Source organism: Streptomyces sp. NPDC051051, assembly GCF_040682975.1.
Classification (GTDB): Bacteria; Actinomycetota; Actinomycetes; order Streptomycetales; family Streptomycetaceae; genus Streptomyces.
On record NZ_JBFBCB010000033.1, the window covers coordinates 42,179 to 59,389 of the forward strand.

Annotated in this window: 16 protein-coding genes; 7 read left to right on the plus strand and 9 right to left on the minus strand. The window is 73.0% G+C overall.

Annotated features, from left to right (window positions below; all coding sequences use genetic code 11):
* Positions 1–40: 40 nt before the first annotated feature.
* Complete coding sequence (locus AB0N31_RS23895; protein ID WP_366060431.1) at positions 41–1,849, minus strand: S8 family serine peptidase; 1,809 nt, start codon at positions 1,847–1,849, stop codon at positions 41–43.
* Positions 1,850–2,203: 354 nt separating this feature from the next.
* Between AB0N31_RS23895 and AB0N31_RS23900 the strand changes: the two genes are divergently transcribed.
* The gene (locus AB0N31_RS23900; RefSeq protein WP_366060432.1) at positions 2,204–3,151 is read left to right on the plus strand and encodes a lytic polysaccharide monooxygenase; all 948 of its coding nucleotides are present in this window, start codon (positions 2,204–2,206) and stop codon (positions 3,149–3,151) included.
* Positions 3,152–3,215: 64 nt separating this feature from the next.
* Here the strand turns inward: AB0N31_RS23900 and AB0N31_RS23905 are convergent, their stop codons facing one another.
* Complete coding sequence (locus AB0N31_RS23905; RefSeq protein WP_366060433.1) at positions 3,216–3,854, minus strand: Tat pathway signal sequence domain protein; 639 nt, start codon at positions 3,852–3,854, stop codon at positions 3,216–3,218.
* Between the two features lie 671 nt (positions 3,855–4,525).
* Between AB0N31_RS23905 and AB0N31_RS23910 the strand changes: the two genes are divergently transcribed.
* The gene (locus tag AB0N31_RS23910) at positions 4,526–5,194 is read left to right on the plus strand and encodes a DUF6230 family protein (RefSeq protein WP_366060434.1); all 669 of its coding nucleotides are present in this window, start codon (positions 4,526–4,528) and stop codon (positions 5,192–5,194) included.
* Positions 5,191–5,610, plus strand: coding sequence for a DUF6114 domain-containing protein (locus AB0N31_RS23915; RefSeq protein WP_366060435.1), 420 nt, complete (start codon positions 5,191–5,193; stop codon positions 5,608–5,610). Before AB0N31_RS23910 ends, AB0N31_RS23915 begins: the two co-directional genes overlap by 4 nt.
* 130 nt (positions 5,611–5,740) lie before the next feature.
* On the opposite strand, the gene AB0N31_RS23920 is transcribed toward AB0N31_RS23915, so the two are convergent.
* From AB0N31_RS23920 to AB0N31_RS23930, 3 genes are read right to left on the minus strand one after another with little or no spacing between them, the layout of a single operon-like run.
* The gene (locus tag AB0N31_RS23920; RefSeq protein ID WP_366060436.1) at positions 5,741–6,169 is read right to left on the minus strand and encodes an ankyrin repeat domain-containing protein; all 429 of its coding nucleotides are present in this window, start codon (positions 6,167–6,169) and stop codon (positions 5,741–5,743) included.
* Positions 6,170–6,204: 35 nt separating this feature from the next.
* A complete protein-coding gene (locus AB0N31_RS23925; RefSeq protein WP_366060437.1) occupies positions 6,205–7,950 on the minus strand; it encodes an aromatic amino acid ammonia-lyase in 1,746 nt (581 codons plus the stop codon).
* Between the two features lie 10 nt (positions 7,951–7,960).
* Positions 7,961–8,914, minus strand: a complete 954-nt coding sequence (locus AB0N31_RS23930; protein ID WP_366060438.1) for an ABC transporter substrate-binding protein — start codon at positions 8,912–8,914, stop codon at positions 7,961–7,963.
* Positions 8,915–9,314: 400 nt separating this feature from the next.
* Here AB0N31_RS23930 and AB0N31_RS23935 point away from each other — a divergent pair, with 400 nt between their 5' ends.
* From AB0N31_RS23935 to AB0N31_RS23950, 4 genes are read left to right on the plus strand one after another with little or no spacing between them, the layout of a single operon-like run.
* Positions 9,315–12,131, plus strand: a complete 2,817-nt coding sequence (locus AB0N31_RS23935; protein ID WP_366060439.1) for an ATP-binding protein — start codon at positions 9,315–9,317, stop codon at positions 12,129–12,131.
* The gene (locus tag AB0N31_RS23940) at positions 12,128–12,604 is read left to right on the plus strand and encodes a roadblock/LC7 domain-containing protein (protein WP_363090448.1); all 477 of its coding nucleotides are present in this window, start codon (positions 12,128–12,130) and stop codon (positions 12,602–12,604) included. The genes AB0N31_RS23935 and AB0N31_RS23940 overlap by 4 nt, the downstream gene beginning before the upstream one ends.
* A gap of 37 nt (positions 12,605–12,641) precedes the next feature.
* The gene (locus AB0N31_RS23945) at positions 12,642–13,082 is read left to right on the plus strand and encodes a DUF742 domain-containing protein (RefSeq protein ID WP_366060440.1); all 441 of its coding nucleotides are present in this window, start codon (positions 12,642–12,644) and stop codon (positions 13,080–13,082) included.
* On the plus strand, positions 13,069–13,668 hold the full coding sequence (locus AB0N31_RS23950; protein WP_366060441.1) for an ATP/GTP-binding protein: 600 nt from the start codon (positions 13,069–13,071) through the stop codon (positions 13,666–13,668). Before AB0N31_RS23945 ends, AB0N31_RS23950 begins: the two co-directional genes overlap by 14 nt.
* Positions 13,669–13,748: 80 nt before the next feature.
* Here AB0N31_RS23950 and AB0N31_RS23955 read toward each other — a convergent pair whose 3' ends face one another.
* The 4 genes from AB0N31_RS23955 to AB0N31_RS23970 all read right to left on the minus strand — a co-directional run bounded on the left by AB0N31_RS23955 (position 13,749) and on the right by AB0N31_RS23970 (position 17,210).
* Positions 13,749–14,417 (minus strand): ABC transporter permease, encoded by a 669-nt coding sequence (locus AB0N31_RS23955; RefSeq protein WP_366060442.1) that lies wholly within the window; start codon positions 14,415–14,417, stop codon positions 13,749–13,751.
* Positions 14,414–15,133, minus strand: a complete 720-nt coding sequence (locus AB0N31_RS23960; RefSeq protein ID WP_366060443.1) for an ABC transporter permease subunit — start codon at positions 15,131–15,133, stop codon at positions 14,414–14,416. The genes AB0N31_RS23955 and AB0N31_RS23960 overlap by 4 nt, the downstream gene beginning before the upstream one ends.
* Positions 15,130–16,260 (minus strand): ABC transporter ATP-binding protein, encoded by a 1,131-nt coding sequence (locus AB0N31_RS23965; protein WP_366060476.1) that lies wholly within the window; start codon positions 16,258–16,260, stop codon positions 15,130–15,132. The genes AB0N31_RS23960 and AB0N31_RS23965 overlap by 4 nt, the downstream gene beginning before the upstream one ends.
* Positions 16,261–16,460: 200 nt before the next feature.
* Positions 16,461–17,210 carry an FAD:protein FMN transferase gene (locus AB0N31_RS23970; protein ID WP_366060444.1) on the minus strand — a complete coding sequence of 250 codons (750 nt, stop codon included), beginning with the start codon at positions 17,208–17,210 and terminating at the stop codon, positions 16,461–16,463.
* Position 17,211: the final 1 nt, after the last annotated feature.

Genomic DNA, 17,211 nt, shown 5'->3' on the forward strand with positions numbered 1-17,211 from the left:
CCGGCCGGCCCGCCCGTTCGTGAAGCCCTGGCGAAAGACCCTAGAAGGTCAGCTTCCAGCTGTTGAGCCGCCCGGTGTCCTGCGCGGCCACGTCCTGGACCCGCAGCTTCCAGGTGCCGTTGGCGACCTCGCCGGAGGCGTTCACCGAGTAGGTGGCGACGACGTTGTCCGCGGAGTCCGAGCTGCTGGACGCCTTCAGGCGGTACGCCGTACCGTCCGGGGCGACGAGGTCGATGACCAGGTCACCGCGGTAGGTGTGGGTGATGTCGACGCCGACCTGGAGGGCCGTGGGCGCGTTGCCGGTGAGGCCGGTGACGGAGATCGGGGACTCGACGGCCGACCCGTTGTCCGGGATGCCGAGCGCGGTGGTGCTGGTGAAGGTGGTGCCCCCCGTGGAGCCGCCGGAGCCGCTCACCGCCTGCACCGTCCTGGCGGCGTCCGCCAGACCCGCGCCGCAGCCGCCGGAGCAGGCGCCGGGCAGGGCACGGGCGTTGCTCTTGATGGCCGTCTCGATCTGCGCCGGGGTCAGCGTGGAGTTCGCCGACTTCATCAGCGCGACCAGGCCCGCGATGTGCGGGGTGGCCATGCTGGTGCCCTGGTAGTAGGCGTACGACTCCGTGGACGCCGTCCTGGTGCCGGAGTTCAGGGTGGACAGGATGCCGTTGGCGGTTCCGGTGCTGGTCTGGCCGCCGGGCGCCGAGATGTCCACGAGGGAACCGTAGTTGGAGTACGAGGCCTTGGCGCCGGTGCGGTTCGTCGCGGCGACCGAGATCACGTTGTTGCAGTTGCCCGGCGAGTGGTTCGCGACGTTGTCGTTCTCGTTCCCGGCGGCCACGGCGACGGTCGTGCCGCGGCTCACGGCCGCGTTGATCGCGCTCTGGGTGGCCGAGGTGCAGGCGCCGTCGCCGCCCAGGCTCATGTTGATGACCTTGGCGACGTTGGTGTTGGCGGGAACGCCGGACACCGTGCCGCCGGACGCCCAGGTGATGGCGTCGATGATGTCGGAGTCGTAGCCGCCGCACTTGCCGAGGACGCGGACCGGGGAGATCTTCGCGCCGTGGGCGACGCCCGCGACGCCCTTGCCGTTGTTGGTGACGGCGGCGATGGTGCCGGCCACGTGGGTACCGTGCCAGGAGGAGTTGCCGGCCGGGACGCCCGCGCCGCACTCGCCGGCCGCGTAGTAGTCGCCGGGGTCGGCCGGGTTGCCGTCACGGCCGTCGCCGTCCACCGAGACGGCGGTGTCGGCGATGAAGTCGTAGCCGCCGACGATGTTCGCGGCGAGGTCGCTGTGGGCGACGTAACCGGTGTCGATGACGGCGACCGTCACGCCGGTGCCGGTCGCGGTGTTCCAGGCGGCGGGCACGTTCATGCCGGCGGTGGCCTCGAACAGGTCCCACTGCTTGGCGTACTCGGTGTCGTTGGGGTCGGCCTTGGCGGTGTTCAGGCGGTCCGGTACGACGTAGGCGACCTGCGGGTCCGACCGGTACGCGGCGACGACGTCGGCGACGTCCGCGCCGGTGAGGCCGGAGCCCAGGTCGACCAGGGCGGCGCCGGTGCCGAGGCGGCGCTCGAAGTCGACGTCCTCGCCGGCCTTCTCGCCCTTGGCGGCGGCGTCGGCCTCGGCGGCCTGGTTCGACTTCGCCTCCTCGGCACCGGACCTGTAGCCGACGATGAGGCGCTCGGCCGGGGTGCCGGGCGCCGCCTCGGTCTGGGCGGCCGGCACGGCGGCCTCCCTGGGTGCGCCGGCCGGGGTGGCGGCGGACGAGGCGGTGGTGGCGGCGGTGAAGAGGGCCGCGGAGACCGCGGCGACGGATATCAGCTTCCGTCCGAGAGCGGGAGAGGTGCGCAAGGGGCGTGCCTTTCGGGGCCGGCTCCGGGCAGGGGGAGCCTCGGTCGATTCGCTTCGTCGTCGAAGCGGCGGGGGGTGGATCGAGGAGCAACGCGCAGGCCGGCCAGGCGGGACCGCCGCCCCCAGGGGTTACCTGTGGGTCAGCTGTGTCGGAACGATAGGCAGGGCACAGGTTGTTCGGATACGGGGGAAACCCTCGATCCGGCCGGAACACCACCCTTACCGGCGGCAAGTGGTGTGTGGATGCCCGGGTTTGCTCGGGGGACGCCCGGTCGCCGGCGGCGTGAACGCGCCGGGCCGCCGCTGCGTACTGCACCTCGAAACCGTTCCCGCGCCGGCCGAGGAGACGTCCCGATGCGCCGCACGACCGCACACCGCGCCGCCGCCCTGGCGGCCGCCGTCCTGAGCCCGATCCTGCCGGTGCTGCTGGGAGCGGCGGGGCCGGCGCAGGCACACGGTGCGCCGACGACCCCGGTCAGCCGGGTCCACGCCTGCTCCCCCGACGGCGGTTCGGCCGCCGGGTCCGCCGCCTGCCGGGCGGCCGTGGCCGCCAACGGGGCGCCCTTCACGGCCTGGGACAACCTGCGGGTGGCGGACGTCGGCGGACGCGACCGGAGCACGATCCCCGACGGGCAGCTGTGCAGCGGCGGTCTGCCCGCCTACCGTGGACTGGACCTCGCGCGCTCCGACTGGCCGTCGACCCGTCTGACGCCGGGCGGGACGCTGCGCATGACGTACGTCTCGACGATCCCGCACACGGGCACGTTCAGGTTCTACCTGACGAAACCGGGATACGACCCGTCGCGGCCCCTCACCTGGGACGATCTGCCGGAGCGGCCGTTCGCCGAGGTCAAGGACCCGGCGCTGCGGGACGGCGCCTACCGGCTCACGGCGAAGCTGCCCGCCGACCGCACCGGACGCCAGGTGCTGTACACCGTCTGGCAGAACAGCAGCACGCCCGACACCTATTACTCGTGTTCGGACGTGCTGTTCCCGGAGAAGGGCGCGGCCGCGCCCTCGCCGTCCGCGAAGGCCACGTCCGCCGACGCGCCGGAGTCCCCGTCCGCCGCCGCGTCGGCCCCGGCGGGCGAGGCGACCGGTACGACGACGTCCGCCGCCCCCGCCCGGGGGACGGTGGCGGTTTCCGGCGCGCCGGCGGCCGCCACGTCGGCGAGCACCCCGGTGGCGTCCGCCTCCGGGGCCGGTTCCGGGCCGTCCGCGCCGCTGCTGGCGGGTGGCGCCGCCGCGGTGCTGGTGCTCACCGGCGGCGCCACCCTGGTCCTGCGCCTGCGACGGCGCTGAACCGGTTCTTCAGCTCGCCCCGAAGCGGTTCTCCGAGGAGGTTCGTTCGTCCTTTCCGTGGTGGTCAGTTGACGGTGACGACGGCGCCCGCGTCGGTCACCGGGGCGTACTTGGCGGTGAAGTAGCCGTTCGCGAAGCACAGCGACGAGCCGGACGCCTTGGCGAAGGGCTGGGCGGTGAAGGTGATGCTGTTGTCGGCGTTGCTCGCGACGCCGGTCAGGCTGGGCGCCCTGTAGACGCAGTTGATGCTGCCGAGGAGCGTGCGCAGCACGACCGTCGTCTGGATGGTGGAGCCGGCCGCCGGGGTCACGGTGAGGGTGCCGGCGGAGGACACGGCCGCGTTGTACGGCAGGTTGTTGACCGTGATGCTGGTGACGCCGAGCACGCCGGCGACGTTCGCGGAGCAGTTGCCGAAGGTGTGCGCGGTGAGCGACTCGCCGGCCGTGCCGGGGGCGGTGGGGTTGGCGGTGACGGTGGCGTTGAAGCCCGACGAGGCGCAGGAGACGCCGCTGGTGCCGGTGGCGGAGGAGTAGAGGGTGGCGTTGGTGCCGCTCGCGAGGGAGGCGTTGAGGACGTCACCGACCGCGACGTCGCCGTTGGCCGTGGTGAGGACGGCCGGGTCGGCGGCGGAGGCCGGGGTGACCGCCGTCAGCGAGAGGGCGGCGACGGTGCCGGCGAGGGCGAGGAGAGGGCGAGTGCGCATGCGGGTGCCTCGTTTCTCAGGTGGGGGTGTTCTCAGAGGGTGTTCCGAGAGGTGCGCTCGAGGGAGGTGCGAGGACGCGAGTCGACGCCCGACCGGTGCCGGCCCGGAACGCCTTCTCCGTACGTGACGGGCCGGCAGCGCAGGTGGCGGCGGACACGGCCGGCAGGGGGGAGCGGTCGTGGCGGCGCCGGACGGGAATCGGACTCGGGACGCGAGGGGGCCCGTGCTGGCTGCCCGGGCGGTCGTACCCGTTCTGACGGGAGGTCCGGCCGTCGGTTTCGAGGGACGGCCGGTCCGGGTCCGGGAGCGCGGAGAGCGGCTCGCCGCGCTGCGGATCCGGCGCCACGGATCCGGGCTGAGTCACCGAGAGTTGTAGACCTGATGCTTCGTCAACGTCAATACACCGCGCAGAAGTTGATGGCTACACAGATATATGCGGGAGCGCCGGACACACCGGCCCGCAGGTGGCACATTTCGCTCACCCTTTTTCCACATCTCCCTTGACCCTGTGGTGTAACCATCGGTAACTTCCCGGTTGGCTACTGATGCGTAACGAGAAAGCCCTTGCGGCTTCCGGGAGTTGCGAGGAGACGTACGCGGCAGCCGCTGTCCGCGCCAGGACAACACGCCACTGAAGCCCAACCCGCATGCCTATGCCCATGGGAGCAGACATGGCCTCGTCCTCGGACGTCACGTCGTCCGCCGAGAACACCCCCGGGAACCCGGAAAGCGGTTCCGCAGACAGACGCGGCCGGGTCCGGCTGCGCCGGGCCGCCGTGATGGCCGTGCCCGCGACCCTCGTCACCGCCGGTCTCGCGGTGCTCACCGCTCAGGGAGCCCTGGGCGTGCAGTTCGCGATCTCCGGCATGCCGTTCGTGGTGACCGCCGACAAGCTGGAGGGAGAAGGTTTCGCGCAGTTCGGCTCGCTGGACCACATGATCGAGAACAGCCCCAACGAGGGCGACACCGGCGGCCAGGTCCTGGTCGTCACCTCGGTGGTGAAGTCGGGCAAGCTGACCAGCATGTGCCAGAGCGTCGACCTCGGCGGCATCCAGCTCGTCCTCACCGCCGGCGACAAGGGCACCAAGGTGAGCGTGGAGAACCTGGCCATCGACTCGGACGACATCACCGGCAACGCCGCCTTCAACAACATCGAGATCGGCCGCGACGCCAGCACCTTCGACAAGGTCGACACCCGCGGCCTGCCGGGCGTCTACGGCCAGCAGGCGGACAAGGTCGTCATCACCGACCTGTACCAGCACAACTACGCCGCCACCGCCGCCGTGTTCAAGCTGCCCGACCTGCACATGCGGTTCGGGGGCGAAGGCTGCCCGCGGTGAACGGCTTCCGACGGTGGACCGCGCGCCGGCCCTTCCCGGGCGGTCTGCTGCTCGTCCTGGGCGGTGCGGAGATCCTGGTGACCATGAAGGCGCCGCTTCCGGTGATCCTGCACATCGGCATGCAGGGCCTGGCCGGCTACCTCCTGCCGACCCTCATGGTGCTGATCGGGCTGCTGCTCCTGTTCAACCCGGCCCAGCGGCTGTTCTACTCGATCATCGGCGTCCTGCTGTCCCTCGGGACGTGGCCCACCTCGAACCTGGGCGGCTTCCTCATCGGCCTGCTCCTCGGGGTCGTGGGCAGCTGCCTGGCCTTCGGATGGGTCCCGGACCAGGAGCCGCGCAAGGTCCGCAGACAGCGGCGCAAGGCGGCACGGGCGGCCGGTCAGCCGCCGTTGCAGGCCGGTGAGCCCGCCTGAGCGGAACTCCGCCGGGCTCACCGCAGGGGCCGGGGGCGATCCACCGTCGACGGGGATCGCCCCGGCCCCTTCCCGTCGACGCCGCCCGCCCTTCCCGTCGGCACCGACGGACGGCGTCGCCACCGACCCGTCAGCGCGGGGAAGCGGCCGCCCCCGCCCCGCGCAGCACGGCGATCGTCTCGGGGTGCGGCCCCCGCCGCGCCCATTCCAGCGGCGTCCAGCCCGTGCCCCGGTCCTCGCGCAGGCCGGGATCGGCGCCGTGGGCGAGCAGGGTGCGGACCGTCTCGGTGTGCCCCCAGCAGGCAGCCGCGCACAGCGGCGTGCCCTCCGAGCCGGGTCCGGCGCTCTCCGCGTCGGGCGGTGCGCCCGCCTCGAGGAGCCGGCGGACGATGCCGGCCGAGCCCTGGACGGAGGCGACGTACAGCGCGGTGGTGCCGTCGCGGTCGGCCGCCGCCGGATCGGCACCGGCCCGCAGCAGTGCGTCGACCCGGGCGCCCTCGTCCAGCAACGCCGCGGTGACCAGCTCCGTGGCCAGTTTCTTCTGGCGCCGCCTGTTCATGTCCGCCGAGGTTAGCCGTGTCCGGGAACCGGCGCTCACAATTGCGCGAGCAGGGGCAGCAGTTCGGTGGCCGCGGTCACATCGCCGGTCAGCGGGCGGTCCTCGGTGCCGCCGGGCAGGGCGCCGGCCGCCACGGTGAAGGCGTCGACCGCCGGGGGCGCCGGGTGCATCCGCAACGCCCTTACGGCGGCGACCAGTTCGCAGCCCAGGACCGTCCGGTACGCCTGCGCCGCGCGCAGCGTCTGACGGGCGGCCTGGCCGGCGAAACTGGCGGCCTCCTCCAGGCCGTGCGAGAGGACCGCGTGGCCGACGGAGGCGGGGGCGGCGCAGGAACGCAGTTCCGCCAGGGCCGAGTTGGCGGTGTACTCCAGGATCATCGTGCCGGAGCTGCTGGCGGGGCCGGCGGCGAGGAAGGCGGGCAGGCCGGTGAGACCGGGGTCGCCGAGCGCGGTCAGGCGGGCCGCCGAGAGCTGGGCGGTCTGGAGCAGGGTGAGGTTCACCGCTTCCAGGGCGTGTCCCAGGGCTGCGGCGAAGAAGCCGCCGTGGTGGTGGGCCGCGGTGCCGTCGGGGGACAGGAGGGGGTTCTCGGAAGCGGAGTTGATCTCGACCTCGACGACCTCGCGCAGTCGCTCCGCCGCGTCGAGGGCACAGCCGTGGACCTGGGGGAAGGCGCGGAAGCCGTAGGGGTCCTGGACCCGGCGCCCCTCGCCCCGCGGCCGGTCCGGCAGCCCGAGCAGCCGCCGCACCTCCGCGGCCGCACGGGCCGCGCCGGGGTAGGGGCGCAGGGCGTGCACGGGCGCGGCGTAGGCCTCGGCCGAACCGGAGACGGCGGCCAGCGACAGTGCCGCCACGGCATGGGTGGCCCGCAGCAGCCGGTCCACCTCGTGGCGGCCGAGCGAGGCCTGCGCCAGCGCGAGCGCGTTGCTGCTGAGCAGCGCGAGCGCGTCACCGGCACGGAGGACCACGGGAGCGGGCAGGGCTCGGGACGCGGAACCGGTCCACGCGGGAATGCCGAAGCCCGCCGGACCGACGGGCACGGAACCACCGTCGAGCACCGGACGCGCGAGAGCGGAACCACCGTCGAGCACCGGACCGGCGGAAACGGGAACGCCGTCCGACACCGGACCGGCGGGAACGGGACCACCGTCCGGCACCGGACCACCGGGGACGCCCTCGCCCCCGCCACGGGCGGTCGCCCCGTCCCCGCCGCCGGTGCGGCCCTCGGGTGCGCCGCCCGTCCGGGCCGAACCGTCCGCCTCCCGCGCCTCGTCCGACCCGCTGTCCAGCCAGGGCCGTTCGCCCAGGAGGGTCAGGCCCGTCTGGGCGAGGGCGGTCAGGTCCCCGGTGCCGACGGCGCCGTACTCGTTGACGGCCGGGTGGACACCGAGACGGAGGGCCTCGACGAGGGCGTCGATGAAGGAGGGGTGGATGCCGGAGCCGCCGGCGAGGAGCTGGTTGGCGCGGATCGCGAGCATCGCGCGGATCTGGCGGGCGGGCAGCAGCGTGCCCGCGCCGCCCGCGTGGCTGCGCAGCAGGCGCAGCCCGTGCGCGGTCTCGTCGTCCGCGTCGACGGGCACCGCGCGGTGTGCGCCGACGCCGGTGCCGCGGCCGTACAGCCGCCCGGCGGCGGCCAGTCGGCGGCCGGCGCGGAAGGACCGTACGGCCCGGTCGCGTGCCTCGGGGGCCAGGACGGGTACGGCCGCGCCGTCGGCGAGCGCGATCAGCCCGCCGACGGTGAGGGTGGTGCCGTCCAGGACGACCCGGTGTGCTGTCGTGTCCAACGCGGGCGGATCAGCCCAGGCCGACGGACTTCAGCCAGGCCTTCGCCACGTCCAGCGGGTCCTTGCTCTCCAGCTGCACCTGGGAGTCCAGGTCCAGCAGGGTCTTGGTGTCGAGCTTGGCGGAGACCGCGTTGAGCGCGTCGACGCCCTCCTGGGAGAGCCCGCTCTTGTAGACCAGCGGGGTCACGTTCGCGAAACCGAAGAGGTTCTCCGGGTCCTGGAGGACGACGAACTTCTCCTTGGTGATGGTCGGGTCGGTGGTGAAGATGTCCGCGGCCTGCACGGTGTTCTTCTTCAGCGCGGCCTGGGTCAGCGGACCGCCGGCGTCCAGTGCCTTGAAGGACTTGAACTTCAGTCCGTACACCGCTTCCAGGCCGACCATGCCCTGCTGCCGGGTCTGGAACTCGGGCGAGCCGCCGAGGACCAGGTCGGGAGCGACGTCCTTGAGGTCGGCGAGGGTGGACTGCGCGGTGAGGTCGTACTTCTTCGCGGTGTCCGCGTTGACCGTGACGGAGTCCTTGTCCTCGGCGGGCGAGGACTCCAGCAGGGTCAGCTTGGGGTCGAGCTTGGCCTTGGCCGCCGCGTTGACGGCCTCGAGCGACTTCTGCTCGGCCTTGGCGTCGAGGTAGGCGAGCAGCGAGCCGTTGTACTCGGGCAGAACGGTGATGGAACCGTTCTTGAGCAGGCCGTACGTGGTCTCACGGCTGCCGATGTTGGGCTTGTAGGACACCTTGATGTCCTTGGCCTTGAGGGCTTCGCCGTAGATGTCGGCCAGCAGGATGCTCTCGGCGAAGTTGTTGGAGCCGACGACGACGGTGTCGCCGGCCGCCTTGTCCTCGGAGAGCGGGTCGGTGTCGTCGGAGGAGGAACAACCCGCCAGCAGGGCCGTCATCGCGGCGAGCGCGAGGGCCGCCGCGCCTGGGTGGTTCCTGAGGGACCTGCTGCTGTGGGCGTTGGAAGTCACGTCTGCCGTTCCGGGCTCGGAGGTTGGTGGAGAGAACGAACGCTCCGTCTGATCCAATCCAGCGCGTTCTCGGTGAGTCAAGTGCCGCCGGGTCACCGATTGGCTTCGATGCGCGACCGGTTGTGATGGTTCGTGAAGGAGAAAAGGCCAGTACGACACCCTGGGGACGGCGCTTTGTAATGGATTCTTGACGTAGGGCCACGCACTTGATCGATCGCGGAGGCGATAGTCTCGCCGAAGTCGGCGTCGGTCACAGCGGTGTGCGGGGGCCGCTTCCGGTGCCGTGGCGCACCATGCGTGGTGCGGTCACGCGCCCGGCCGGGTTGCCGGGAACGTCGATCAGAATCGGACAGAAGCGTGCGTCGCGCGGTGCGCACGACCTCATGAAGGGGGCCGCCTGGTGTCCACGACCGAGGTGGACGCGTCCTCCCCCCGTCGCCCGGCTTCGCACGAGCGGCACGGGCAGGGGGGACCCCGACGGCCGGCGGTCTCGTCCGTACGCCGGGGTCTGCGGGGTTTCGCCGACCGGTGGCCCTTCCAGCGCAAGCTCAACATCCTCGTCGGCGTCCCGCTGGCGGTGATCGCCCTGCTGCTGACGTGGGTCATCACCGACCTGGTGGAGGAGTCCGACCACGCCGAGTCGGCCGCCCAACTGGTCCGGGACAGCGCCGAGGTGGCCCAGCTGGTCGCCGACGTGCAGGCCGAGCACCAGCAGGCCGTCCTGCTGTCCGTGCGGTACGAGGCGTCCTTCGACGGGGGCACGCCCTCCACCTCCGCCTACCGGGTCGCCCAGCTCGCCGTCGACGCGCAGGTCCAGACGGTGCGCGACACCTTCGGCGACCGGCTGCCGGACACCGAGGCGCAGGCGCTGCGCGAGATCGAGGGCCTGGCCGGCCTGCGGGACACCATCGAACAGGGGTACCTGCCCGCCGACAACATCGACCCGGCGTACTCGGGCGCCGCCGACGGCCTCATCGACGGCCTCGGCCTGGACCGCAACACCGCCCTCGCCACCACCTTCACCGGCAACCTGCTCGACTCGCTGCTGCGGGCCGACGCCGCCCACGGCGCCTACGAGACCGGCGTGTTCTCCGCGCGGACCGGCGACAGCAACGCCCTCATCGAGTTCACCGGCGCGGTCGGCTCCCACGAGTTGTACACCTACCAGGCAGAACGTTTCGCCCGCTTCGCCACCGAGGCGCAGACGGAGCTGCTCGGGGACATCGAGCACAACTCGGCGCAGGCGGTCATCGGTCAGCACTACGCCGAACTCGCCGTCGACCCGAGCGCGTTGCAGGCCGAGTCCAAGAGCGAGATCCGCGTCGCGTTCCGCGAGGCGCTGGACTCCTACCACCGCTACAACGAGCAGGCCGAGACCCGGCTGCGGATCACCGGCTCGCTCATCGACCAGATCGCCGACCGCGCCGACGACGCCGACGCCGCCGCCGAGTGGCGCGCGGCCCTGCTGCTGACCCTGGCGCTCCTGGGCTTCGTCACCTGGATCGCGCTGGCCGCGCTGGTGCGCCGCTCCGTGATCCGCCCGGTGCTGGCCCTGACCGGGGCCGCGCAGGAGGTCGCCGACGTCGCCGGGCGCGAACTGGCCCGGGTGGCCGACGACGACGCCGAGGAGAGCGGGCCGCCGCGGCTGCGCGAGCTGCCGGTCACCGCCGACGACGAGATCGGCGCGCTCGCCGAGGCCTTCAACGACGTCCAGAAGACCGCGGCCGCGCTGCTGGAGCGCCAGGTGCTCAGCCGGCGCAACGTGGCCGAGATGTTCGGCAACGTGGGACGCCGCGTCAGCAACCTCACGACCCGCCAGCTCGCGCTGATCGACGCCGTGGAACGCGGCGAGACCGACCCGGCGCTGCTCGAACGCCTCTACTCCATCGACCACATCGCGGTCCGGCTGCGCCGCAACGCCGACAGCCTGATGCTGCTGGCCGGCATCCGCGAGACCGTGCTCGACTCCGGCCCGGCCGCGCTCACCAACGTGGTCCGCGCCGCCCTCGGCCAGATCGAGGGCTTCCAGCGGGTGCAGCTGTACGCCGGCACCGAGGTCATGGTCGAGCCCGACATCATCGGCGACCTGACCCTGATGATCGCCGAACTCGTCGAGAACGCCGTGTCGTTCTCCCCCGAGGGCAGCCCCGTCGAGGTCCGGGTCCGGCCCGGCGACGACGGCGCGACGATCACCGTCGCCGACCACGGGCTGGGCATGAGCGCCGAACGGCTCGCCGAGGAGAACGCCCGCCTGGTGCGCCGCGAACGCCTCGACCTCGTCCCGACCAAGGTGCTCGGCCTGTTCGTGGTCGGCGCGCTGGCCCGCCGTTGGGAGATCGACGTCACCCTGACCCGCACCCCGGGCGGCGGCGTGACGGCGGAGGTCGCCATCCCCTCCGGTCTGCTCCTGACACCGATCGGCACGGCCCTCCAGGGGGCGGCGCCCGCGACGGTGGCGCTCCCGTCCGGCAGGACGACGGGTACGGCGCCCGGTACGACGGCCGCCGCCCGGCCGGGTACGCCGGACTCCCCAGCCGCGCCGGTCCCTGCGGGCGGCCCCTCCCGGGCGGCCTCCGTGCCGGCCTGGGCGGCGACGGACAGCGAGGACCCGGCACCGCTCCCCCGCCGGGTCCCCCGGCGCGAGCCGGCCGGGACCGAGGCAGAAGCGGAGACGGAGGCCAGGTCCCCGCTCGTCCCCGAACCCCGTACCGAGGAGCCGACGGTCCACGACCGTACGGCGGAGCCCGCGCCGCACGCCGTCGCCCAGCCCTCCGCCGCCGGGCCGGCCGACGGTGCCGTACGCCCGGCGCCCCGTGCCGGGGACACCGCGCCGGGCGCCGAGGAGCCCGCGGCCCGCACCCACGACGGCGAGGACGCGCCCCGCCCGGCGGCGGATCCCGCGCACGACGGCGCCCGCCCCCTCCGGCGCCGGGTCCGCGGGGCCACGCTGCGGACCACCGCGGAGGCCGCCGCCTCGCAGGCCGCGCGGCGGTCGGCGCCCCCGCCCGCCGACGCGGACGCCGTCCGCAGCGCGCTGGAGGAGTTCGAGGCGGCCGTGGAACGCGCCCACCGCGACACCGGCGAGCATCCCCTCCCCGACGACGGTTGCGCACCGCCCGGTGACGCCGAGCGCGACGACCGTACGACCGACCGCCCCACCGACGACCGGAACACCATGCACCGCCAGAACCACCTTCCGGAAGGAGCCGAGCAGTGAGCACGTCGACAGGAGGCACTCCCGCGGGAGACGCCACGCCGACCGACCTGCGGGCGGCCGCAGCCGACTTCACCTGGCTGCTCAACCGTTTCGCCAACGAGACGGCCGGGGTCGTGGACGCCATCGCGGTGTCCACCGACGGCCTGCTGATCGCCGTGTCGGAGCTGCGCGAGCACGCCGACTCCGAGCGGCTGGCCGCGATCGTCTCCGGCATCACCAGCCTGGCCGCCGGCGCCTCCGGCAACTACGGTCTGGGCGGCCTGAACAAGGTCATCATCGATCTGGAGGGCGGCCATGTGCTGGTCTCCGCGATCGGCAGCGGCGCCGTGCTCGGCGTGGTCACCGACAAGGAGGCCAAGCTGGGCAACATCGCCTACGAGATGACCGTGTTCGCCAACCGTGCCGGTGCCGCGCTCAGCCCGCAGCTGGTGCTGGAGCTGAAGAACAGCGTCGGCGCCACCAGGTCGCGCTGAGCGTCCGCCGCCGGTCCAGAGAGGAAACCCACCACCGATGGCGGACGGCCGCACACCGCGCGGCGCCGGCGAGGACGGCGTCGCACCCGTCGGCCCGGCGTCCGCCGTCCGGCCCTTCCTGGTCACCGCCGGCCGGGTCGCGGGCTCGGGCGAGGCCGCGGCCGGCCGGCCGATGCCGGTGGAGACCCAGCTGGTGGCCACCGCCGCCGGGCTCGCCGAGCTCGACCGGCTCTCCTTCGAACAGCACGACATCGTCGCCGCGTGCAGGCAGCCGCAGTCGATCGCGGAGATCGCGGCCCGGCTGCGGCTGCACCTGAACGTGGTGCGGGTCCTCGCCGAGGATCTGCGCGCGGCCGGGCAGCTGTCGGTGCACGTGCCCGACTCCGGCGTCACCCATGACGCGTCCGTCCTGCGCAGGGTTATCGATGGCCTGCGGGCCATCCCCGACTCCCGGGGGGTACTCCGTGACTCCGACTGAACCGCTTGTCGGCCGTTTCGCCGGTCAGGCCGCCGTACGGCCGCCGCTGCCGGTGAAACTGGTGATCGCGGGCGGCTTCGGCGTGGGCAAGACCACCGCCGTCGGCGCGATCTCCGAGATCGAGCCGCTGACCACCGAGGCGGCCATCACCGAGGTGGCGGCGGGGGTGGACGACCTCAGCCACACCCCGCGCAAGACCACCACCACGGTCGCGATGGACTTCGGCTGCATCACCATCGACCCGACCCTGAAGCTGTACCTGTTCGGCACGCCGGGACAGGAGCGGTTCGGCTTCATGTGGGACGACATCGTGGAGGGCGCGGTCGGCGGTCTCGTCATCGTCGACACCCGCCGCCTCGACGACTGCTACGCCGCCGTCGACTACTTCGAGCACAAGCAGATCCCGTTCGCCGTGGCGGTGAACGCCTTCGACGGTCGGGTCGAGCACGGCCTGGACGAGGTCCGCTGGGCCCTCGACGTGTCCGAGGGCGTCCCGGTCCTGGTCTTCGACGCCCGCGAGCGCGGCTCGGTGCGGGACGCGCTGCTGGTGGTCCTGGAGCAGGCGCTGGCCCGGTCGCAGGGGTGACGGCCGCCCCCGGGGCCGGCCGGTTCCCGTTCCCCGGCCGGGCAGCGGGAACCGGCCGGGGAGCGGGAACCGGCCGGGCGCTACGCGCTTCTGCGCACCCCCGGTGACACCGTCGCCCTGGCGACCGCCCAGAACACCGCCAGGGTGGCCAGGGCCATGCCGGCGGTGAGGGTGGCGCCGCCGACGACCTTCTCGTAGTCGCGCTGGTAGAGGCCGTCGATGATGTAGCGGCCGAGGCCGCCGAGGCTGACGTAGGCGGCGATGGTGGCGGTGGAGACGATCTGGATGGCGGCCGAGCGCAGGCCGCCCAGGATCAGCGGGAGGGCCACGGGGAGCTCCACCTGGAGCAGGATCCGGGTCTCGGCCATGCCCATGCCCCGCGCGGCGTCCACCGGGGACGGGTCGACGGAGCGCATCGCCTCGTAGGTGGTGACCAGCACCGGCGGGACGGCGAGGACGACCAGCGGGATCATCACGGGCAGCATGCCGAAGCCGATCAGCATCGTCATCAGCACCAGCAGACCGAAGGTGGGCAGGGCCCGTCCGGCGGTGGCGATCAGGGAGAGGGCGTTGCCGCCGCGGCCGTAGTGACCGGTGAGCAGGCCGACCGGCAGTCCGATCAGGGCGGCCAGGCAGAGCGCTTCCAGGGTGTATCCGAGGTGCTCGCCCAGGCGGGTGGGGATGCCGTCGTAGCCCTGCCAGTGGGCGCTGTCGCCGAAGAAGGCGCTGACGAAGTGGAGTACGTTCACCGGGCTGCGTCCTCGATGGCGGGTTCGGCCGGCACGGGCCGGGTCCCGGCGGATCCGGGCGTCGTGCGGCGTCCGGCGCCGCTCGGCATCCACGGGGTGAGCAGGATGCGTACGCCGACCAGCGCGGCGTCGGCGAGCATCGCCAGGACGGCCATGGTGATGACGGCGTTCCAGGCGAGTTCGGGACGGTTGTAGATGGTGGCGTCGTGCAGGAGGTTGCCGAGGGCGCCCTGGTTGCCGATGAGGGTGCCGACGCTGACGAGGCTGATGCTGGACACGGTGGCCACCCGCAGTCCGGCGATGATCGCGGGCACGGCGATCGGCAACTGGACCTGGAGGTAGCGGCGTACCGGCCCGAAGCCCATGGCGGTGGCCGCGGCGAGGGTCTCCTGCGGGACCGAGCGCACCGCGTCGACGATGGCGGGGACCAGGACGACCAGGCTGTAGACGGTCAGCGGGATCATCACGGTCAGCTCGGTCTGGCCGGTGTAGTCGATGAGCACGACGAAGAAGGCCAGCGACGGGATGGCGTACAGCACGGTGGTCACCCACAGCACCGGCGCGTACAACCAGCGCAGCCGCACGCAGAGCTGGCCGAGCGGGAGGGCGAGCAGCAGGCCGGCCAGGACGGGCAGCAGCGCCTCGCGCAGGTGCAGTCCGATCAGTCCCCACCAGCTGTGCTGGAGGTCGCTGGGGATGTCGAAGAAGCCGTTCATCGCAGGGCCTTGGGCTGGGCGGCGCTGTCCTCGTGGGCGCCGCGGATCGCCTCGCCGATGGCCTGCTGGGAGACGACCCCGGCCGCCCGCCCCTCGCCGTCCACGGCCACCGCCCAGCCGGTGGGCGAGAGCACGGCGCAGTCGAGGGCGGCCCGCAGCGAGTCCTGTCCGACGACGAACGGCCGCCCGTGGGACAGCAGGCGGCTCGCGTCGACGTGCCCCGCGGTGAGCCGGTCCGGCTCGCTCCAGCCGAGGGGCCTGCCGTCGACGTCGGTGACGAGGAGGTAGGGCGTTCCGGCGCCGGCGCGGGCGGCGATCTGCTGCGCGGAGGCGTCGACGGCGACGATCGGCGCGGTGAGCAGGTCGAGCCCCGCGGAGGAGAAGAACGACAGGCGCCGGATGCCGCGGTCGGCGCCGAGGAAGTCCTCGACGAACGCGTCGGCGGGGCTCGACAGGAGTTCGGCGGGCGGCGCGAACTGGGCGAGCCGGCCACCGGTGCGCAGGACGGCGACCATCGTGCCGATCTTGACGGCCTCGTCGATGTCGTGCGTGACGAAGACGATGGTCTTGCCCAACTCGTCCTGAATGCGCAGGAGTTCGTCCTGGAGCCCCTTGCGGACGACGGGGTCGACGGCGGAGAACGGCTCGTCCATCAGCAGGACCGGCGGGTCGGCGGCGAGGGCGCGCGCGACGCCGACGCGCTGCTGCTGTCCGCCGGAGAGCTGGTAGGGGTAGCGCTTGGCGAGCGAGGCGTCGAGACCGACGCGGTCCATCAACTCACGGGCGCGGGCACGGGACTTGTCCTTGCTCCAGCCGAGCAGTCGCGGCACGGTGGCGATGTTGTCGATGATCGTGCGGTGCTGGAAGAGTCCGGCGTTCTGGATGACGTAACCCATCGAACGGCGCAGGGTGTTGACCGGCTGCCGGCGGCTGTCGACGCCGTCGATGAGGATGCTGCCCTCGCTCGGCTCGACCATCCGGTTGATCATGCGCAGGGTCGTCGTCTTGCCGCATCCCGAGGGGCCGACGAGGACGGTGATGGCACGGTCCGGTATCTCGAGGGAGAGGCGGTCGACGGCCACCGTTCCGTCCGGATACCGCTTGGTGACTGAATCTATCCGTATCAAAGCGCCGAACACCCTTCGGGTCTGGCCGTTTCTGCCCGCTCTCGACCACGCAGGTTCCGAGCCCGTTGCGGGGAGAGTCTAGACCGCTTGTGTTGCGGGGGTTTTGACGGCGCGGCGGGGTCGCGGGAGCGCCCACGCCGCCACCGCCGCGCCCCAGCCCAGCGCCCAGACCGCGACGACCGACACCCCCACCCCCACGCTCACGCCGCCCCCGCCCCCACCCGCACGGACGGGAATCCGGCCGTGCGCAGGACACTTCGCCCTGCGTCCACCGCGTACACCTCGCACCCCGGCAGGCCCGCCGCCCACTCGACGCCCGCCGCGCCCATCGCGAAGGCGGCGGTCGCCACCGCGTCCGCCTCCGTCAGCGTGGCCGCCACGACGCTGACGGACAGCAGTCCGGTCGCCGCCCGCCCGGTGCGCCCGTCGACGATGTGGTCGCCGCGTTCGTAGCGCGCGGAGGTCGCCACGGCCCCGTCGGTCAGCTCCAGCACCGTGCACAGCCTGTCGGCGATCTCCGGGTGCCGTACGCCCACCCGCCACGGGCCGCCGCGGACGACGACGTCGCCCCCGGCGTTGAGGCAGAACCGCCCCGCCCCGGCGGCGGCCAGCCGCTCCGCGGCCCGCTGCACCGACCAGCCCTTCACGATCGCGCAGGGATCGAACCCCCGTCCCGGCAGCCGGGCGTCGAAGGCGCCGCCGGTGGCCACCCGGTACCGCTCGCACAGGCCGAGGATCTCCACGAGGTCCGCGCCGAGCCCGGAGGCGGGCAGCTCGCCCCGGCCGTACCGGGACACCTCGCTGGCCTCCTTGAACGGGCTGAACCGTTCGTCGGCCTCGCGCAGCCACGTGAACACGGCGTCCGCGGCCTCGGCCACCGCACCGGTGTCGTCCGGGCCGTCGACGCGCAGGGAGACCGGGAACCCCATCACGTGTTCGACGCGGTGCACG